This window comes from Polaromonas sp. (genome assembly GCF_039932935.1).
GTDB lineage: Bacteria > Pseudomonadota > Gammaproteobacteria > Burkholderiales > Burkholderiaceae_C > Polaromonas.
In genome coordinates this window covers 1-5534 of sequence record NZ_JBDTPB010000003.1, presented here as the reverse complement: position 1 = coordinate 5534, position 5534 = coordinate 1, and the positions used below count along the sequence as shown (strand labels likewise).

Sequence of the window (5534 nt, the reverse complement as noted above, 5' to 3'; positions counted from 1 at the left end):
TTGATGAGAGATGTTGCAAGCGCCGTGCCAGAGATTTTTTTACAACCTCAACGTTGGAGATGACCGGACCACAACACCAGCGGCGAAGCCGCAACCTGCAGTTGTGTTTCCGTGTCGAGTGACTTGTTAGATTGCCTCAAGATAAGCTCCCTCTTCACTTCCACCACTGACACTCTCTAGCTCCCGAATGAAGTTGTCAAGAAGTGCCGGTTCGGTCTTCAAATGGAGCGTTGCCTCGCTCGCTACGTTCTTGCTCCCGAAATCAGTGAACTCGGACTGACTCCGAACCGTTATAAAGACTACGCCTCGGTCTTGGAAATGGAACCGTGCGTGGAGAGCACCACTTGCGTACTCCGGCCCGAACTCTCCGAATCGGAGCTCGTACAAGCCACCATGAATATGCGTCTTGAACGTATTGAGCTCCGAGATGGTAGCTCGGAGATGCTGGTGACCAACGTAGATGTCGTTCGAAAACGAACTGCGTCCATCTGTCACTTCGATCCGAAGTTCGACCATGTCGTCGTCGGACCAGATCTGGGTGAAGGTCACCCCTGGGCGATTGAACATAGGCAAGCAATCTAACGTTTGAGGCCACTGGCACGCAACCATTGCCGCGCAGCGGCAGCCTTCGGTTGCGTGTCCATGTGGGCCGAAAGGTTAAGACTCATGGCGAGGTTCCTCTGTGGCCTAGCCATCCTGCCACTGGTAGCGCGAGTGCCGCCGCAACGTAAGCGAATGGAGCCCACATGGTGTTGAAGCCAAAAATGACGATATCTTGGACGCCAATGTAATGCCCCAGCCATGGGGGCCCGGCCGCCACAAAGGCAAAGGCGATAGCCGCAGTGATGAGAATGAAGACGACGGCAGTGCTCCAGAAACGTTGCATTCGTGGCGCTGGCCCTCGTAAGTGCCAACGCCGGAGCAACGTCAGGCCCAATACGACCGGCAGCAAAACGAGCCATGCGAACACTAGGACAAATTCGGTCGGGTGCATCGAATAGCGCTTTGATGAGTTTTAACGTTGGCCGTGAGTGGACCGCAACGGCACACCCAGTTGTGAAGAAAGGCGCGAGCGCGGCCCGCCGTTGTGGGTCCAATCGACGAACCTGTTAATTTGCATGCCCACCATCCCGTGGGACAACGCCGGCCCAAGCACCTATACCGAACATAAACAAAGCGCCTCCAACCAGGGCAGAAACAGCGAGGCGCACGACAAACGCAATGTCGGGGTCGGCGATGGCCGTGCTCAAGAACAGTGCAACGCAGAAATCAATGGCGGCCCAAAGAATGATCACGGATAGAGTCGCCCCGAACGTGCGACCAGTCAATCGTGCATGACAGTTCGGGCACTCAAAGCTTTCCCGAACTCGAAGTACGGGGATTCCAGTTTGACAGTGTGGACAGTTGAGCGCCATTGCCTGCAAATTAACGTTGGCCGTGAGTGGACCACAACGGCGCACTCAGTTGTGAAGAATGGCAGGAGGGCGGCCCGCCGTTGTGGGTCCAATCGACGAACCAGTTATGCGAAGCCGTGCTGGCCAAAGCCAACAACGACCGAACGCCTGGGCGCAACTGGCATAAGGAATGCTGGAAAGGAAACGGCGACATGACCGCATTTTGCTTCATGCCCGGTGGCACGCCAGCCACGGTCGCGGTGGCGCTTGGCTGAGTCGGAAACCGCGAACGCCTCTGCGCTACACGTTGCAAGCAAAAAGTGCCTCCAGCCCTCGTGAAATGTGCGCAAGTAGCTACTGTTTTCATAGCAGACCGCTTGCCCGAAGTCATGCCGTATAACGTAAAAATGACCGGGCCACCAACACAAGCGGCGAAGCCGCATCCTGCTGTTGTGGGTCCGCGTCGATTGACATGTTATCCCTCATCACCGACTTGCCTAAGACGAAGGAAATACCACCAAGAAGCGCTTACCGCCGCAACCTCAAAAAGGTAGTGTGTCCACACGACCCCCTTTGAGGCGACAGCCAGCACCACACCCACAAGTAGACCGAGGCTAGCGGCACCCCAAAGGTGCACAGCCCATCTAGAGTTGCGATAGAACGCAACGCTTGCCGCCAGGCTCAGCATACTAAGAGCACCCACCACGACACAGAGAACAACGAGCGTAGGGTAGTTCTCGCGCAATTCAGGTAAGTACGGGAGGTCAATGGGCACCGGCGGGCGCAGCGCTTCGGTGGCGAAGTACAACGCATAGGCCGCCATCAAGGCGTGAACGAGGAGGTACACCCCCAGCGCACCCACGGCGACCGCAAGCCACTGCCGCTCTTTCATGAGGGATAACTTTGATATATCCGGCAAAACTGCAAGATAACGTGGCGGCCTGCGAAATAACATGGCCGGAGCGGGTGCTGAAATCTGTTTACAGGCATAGATTTACCTCAATATACTGGGTAAATGTACAGGTATATTGACTCCACCAAAGTCGCCGCCCCTGTTTTTCAGTCCACCCGGCTGCTGGATCAGCTGCGCGAGCGCATTCGTTACCTTCACTATAGCCTGCAGACCGAGAAGGCGTACCTGTACTGGGCCCGCTTTTTCATCCGATGGCATGCCCGGCCGGGTGGAATGCGGCATCCGCGCGACATGGGTCAGGCCGAAGTAGAGGCTTTTCTCACCATGCTGGCCAACGAGCGGCAAGTTTCACCGGCCACTCATCGCCAGGCGTTGAACGCCCTGCTGTTTCTCTACAAGGAGGTTTTGGGGCAGGATCTGCCATGGTTGCAGGCCATCGGCCGCCCGCCGGAACGCAAGCGCGTGCCTGTCGTGCTGACGACGGCCGAGGTACGGTCTTTGCTGGCGCTTATTGGTGGCGTGGAAGGCGTTCTGGCCCGCCTGCTGTATGGCACCGGCATGCGCCTGGCCGAGGGCTTGAACCTGCGCGTGAAAGATGTGGATTTTGACCGCCATGTGATCGTGGTGCGCAGTGGCAAGGGTGATAAAGACCGCGTGGTCATGTTGCCGCAATCGCTGGCCGGGCTACTGCGTGAGCAGTTGGCTCGGTCCCGAGTGCTTTGGTCTGCAGATCGCGCTGCACAGCGCAGCGGCGTGTACATGCCACATGCGCTGGAAGCCAAATACCCACGCGCCGGGCAGACATGGGCGTGGCATTGGGTTTTTCCCGCAGACGGGCTTTCGGTAGACCCGCGCACCGGTATCGAGCGGCGCCATCATCTGTTTGACGAGCGCCTGGGGCGGCGCCTGAAACGCGCCCTCACGCAAACCGGCATGGCCAAGCACGTGACCGTGCATACCTTGCGCCACAGTTTTGCGACGCATTTGTTGCAGGCGGGCACTGACATTCGCACCGTCCAGGAGCTGCTGGGCCACAGCGATGTGAGCACGACCATGATTTACACGCACGTACTCAAAGTGGCGGCACGCGGCGCGGCCAGCCCACTGGATTCACTGTTCGCCGGGCAGGCCGGTATGGATCCTTGATGCCGGGTGCAGAGGCACTCACCCCTTCAACAGTTCGCTATGAGCGCCTGCCGCCCCCCGCTCCGCCGCAATCCATCAAGCGTGCAGGCGCGACGTCTTTGGAATATGCGCCATCAAAAACTCCATCTGGTCCGCCAGGATGCGGCGGTTGCGCAGGATGAAGTCTTCCCAGAGGCTGGGAACATAAGGCGTGTAGAGCAGCGGCATGTGGGCCTGCTCGGGTGTGCGGCTGCTTTTGCGGTGGTTGCAGGCGCGGCAGGCCGTGACCACATTCATCCAAGTGTCTATGCCTTTTTGGGCAAACGGGATGATGTGCTCGCGGGTCAGGTCTTCTTCATGGAAATGCCCGCCGCAGTAGGCGCACACATTGCGGTCGCGGGCAAAGAGCTTGCCGTTGGTCAGGCCCGGTTTGAGGTCAAACGGGTTGATGTTGGGCACGCCCTTGGTGCCGATGATGCTGTTGACGGTGATGATGGACTGCTCACCCGTGACGGCGTTGTGGCCGCCATGGAAGGTGACAACCCGCGCGCCCATCTCCCAGCGCACCTCGTCGGCCGCGTAATGCAACACGGCTTGTTCAAGGCTGATCCAGGATTGCGGCAACCCCTGGGCTGAGAGCTTCAAGACCTTCAAAACGAACCTCCATCGTGTGGATGCCGCATGAGAACGCGGCGTTCGGCTGACTGAGTGGACTGACTGTGTATCAATATACAGTGAAATGATGACGAACAGGCTCAAATCCCCCATAAACCACTTTAAGCCCCCGCTGGTTCTGCCTCTGGCGCTATAAAAACGATAATTCCCTCATGAAAATTTTCCGCGGCTACCACCACCCCCAGCTGGCGTCGCAGTGTGCCCTGACCATCGGCAATTTCGATGGGGTGCACCGTGGCCACCAGGCCATGTTGGCGCTGCTTCGAAACGAGGCGCAGCATCGCGGCGTGCCCAGTTGCGTCATGAGCTTCGAGCCTCATCCGCGCGATTACTTTGCCGGCGTGGCGCACAAGCCCGAACTGGCACCCGCGCGCATTGCCACGCTGCGCGACAAATTGACCGAGTTGGCCCGCTGCGGCATTGACCAGTGCGTGGTACTGCCTTTTAACGCCCGCCTGGCTTCGCAGCCGGCAGACGTGTTCATCGAAGACGTGCTGCTTCGGGGCCTGGGCGTGCAGTACGTGCTGGTGGGGGACGACTTTCGTTTTGGGGCCAAACGCGTGGGCGACTACACCATGCTGGACGCCGCAGGCGAGCGCCTGGGGTTTGACGTGGCCCGCATGAACAGCTACGAGATATCGGACCCCCACGCTCGGACTTACCTCGCTGCCCCCCAAGGGGGCGTACCCGCCTTGGGGCGGCCCGGCGGCGGGCGCAGCACCCGGGTCTCGAGCTCGGCCGTGCGCGAAGCGCTGGGACTGGGACAGATGGCACGCGTAGCCAGCCTGCTGGGGCGGCCCTACAGCATCTCCGGCCACGTGGTGCATGGCCGAAAACTGGGGCGCGACCTGGGCTTTCGCACGCTCAATCTGCGCTTTTCCCACTGGAAACCGGCCGCCAGCGGGATTTTCGCCGTGCAGGTGCATGGGCTGGCTGACCAACCACTTTCCGGGGTGGCCAACCTTGGGATTCGGCCTTCGCTGGATCCGGATGACGTCAACGGCGGGCGGGTGCTGCTGGAGACCCATTGCCTCGAATGGCCCGCCGCTCTGGGCCCCGAGGGGGCATACGGTAAAATCATCGGCGTGGAACTGCTGCACAAACTGCACGACGAACTGAAATATGACAGCCTGGACAGCCTGAAAACAGGCATTGCCAAGGACTGTGATGAAGCGCGGGCGTTTTTTGCCCAGCCGCCCAAGTCGTTTTCGGCCTCGATGCACACGGAAACCAGCCGCCAGACCACGCGCGACCGAATTTAGACGATCTCGTCGCCTCTGGCCTCGCCCTCACACCGGCGACTGGCTTTCTTCCCCACCGTATTTCCGGCGGCCCGCCCTTTCAGGCCGCCCTAACAAAGCATTCCAAAAGCATCCCATGTCCGAGACCAAAACCGATTACCGCAGCACCCTGAACCTGCCCGACAC

General features: G+C 59.5%; 6 protein-coding genes. 4 read left to right on the top strand and 2 right to left on the bottom strand.

The annotated features are described in order from the left end of the window. Positions 1-1118 precede the first annotated feature (1118 nt). Together ABI546_RS00340 and ABI546_RS00335 are read left to right on the top strand one after the other, a co-directional pair. Positions 1119-1301, top strand: a complete 183-nt coding sequence (locus ABI546_RS00340) for a hypothetical protein (RefSeq protein ID WP_348042952.1) — start codon at positions 1119-1121, stop codon at positions 1299-1301. Positions 1302-1441: 140 nt separating this feature from the next. Continuing rightward, the gene (locus ABI546_RS00335) at positions 1442-1669 is read left to right on the top strand and encodes a hypothetical protein (protein WP_348042950.1); all 228 of its coding nucleotides are present in this window, start codon (positions 1442-1444) and stop codon (positions 1667-1669) included. A gap of 200 nt (positions 1670-1869) precedes the next feature. On the opposite strand, the gene ABI546_RS00330 is transcribed toward ABI546_RS00335, so the two are convergent. After that, the gene (locus tag ABI546_RS00330; RefSeq protein ID WP_348042949.1) at positions 1870-2286 is read right to left on the bottom strand and encodes a hypothetical protein; all 417 of its coding nucleotides are present in this window, start codon (positions 2284-2286) and stop codon (positions 1870-1872) included. A gap of 123 nt (positions 2287-2409) precedes the next feature. Here ABI546_RS00330 and ABI546_RS00325 point away from each other — a divergent pair, with 123 nt between their 5' ends. Next, complete coding sequence (locus ABI546_RS00325) at positions 2410-3453, top strand: integron integrase (RefSeq protein ID WP_348042948.1); 1044 nt, start codon at positions 2410-2412, stop codon at positions 3451-3453. Between the two features lie 75 nt (positions 3454-3528). On the opposite strand, the gene ABI546_RS00320 is transcribed toward ABI546_RS00325, so the two are convergent. Further along, positions 3529-4086, bottom strand: a complete 558-nt coding sequence (locus tag ABI546_RS00320) for an HNH endonuclease (RefSeq protein ID WP_348042947.1) — start codon at positions 4084-4086, stop codon at positions 3529-3531. Between the two features lie 173 nt (positions 4087-4259). On the opposite strand from ABI546_RS00320, the gene ABI546_RS00315 reads away from it, so the two are divergent. Further along, positions 4260-5369, top strand: coding sequence for a bifunctional riboflavin kinase/FMN adenylyltransferase (locus ABI546_RS00315; RefSeq protein ID WP_348042945.1), 1110 nt, complete (start codon positions 4260-4262; stop codon positions 5367-5369). The last annotated feature ends 165 nt before the right edge of the window (positions 5370-5534 follow it).

Excerpts from the sequence above, each read along its gene's own strand:
- ABI546_RS00325 (WP_348042948.1), top strand. The coding sequence starts at position 2,410 with ATGTACAGGTATATTGACTCCACCAAAGTCGCCGCCCCTGTTTTTCAG.
- ABI546_RS00315 (WP_348042945.1), top strand. The coding sequence starts at position 4,260 with ATGAAAATTTTCCGCGGCTACCACCACCCCCAGCTGGCGTCGCAGTGT.
- ABI546_RS00340 (WP_348042952.1), top strand. The coding sequence starts at position 1,119 with ATGCCCACCATCCCGTGGGACAACGCCGGCCCAAGCACCTATACCGAA.
- ABI546_RS00330 (WP_348042949.1), bottom strand. The coding sequence starts at position 2,286 with ATGAAAGAGCGGCAGTGGCTTGCGGTCGCCGTGGGTGCGCTGGGGGTG.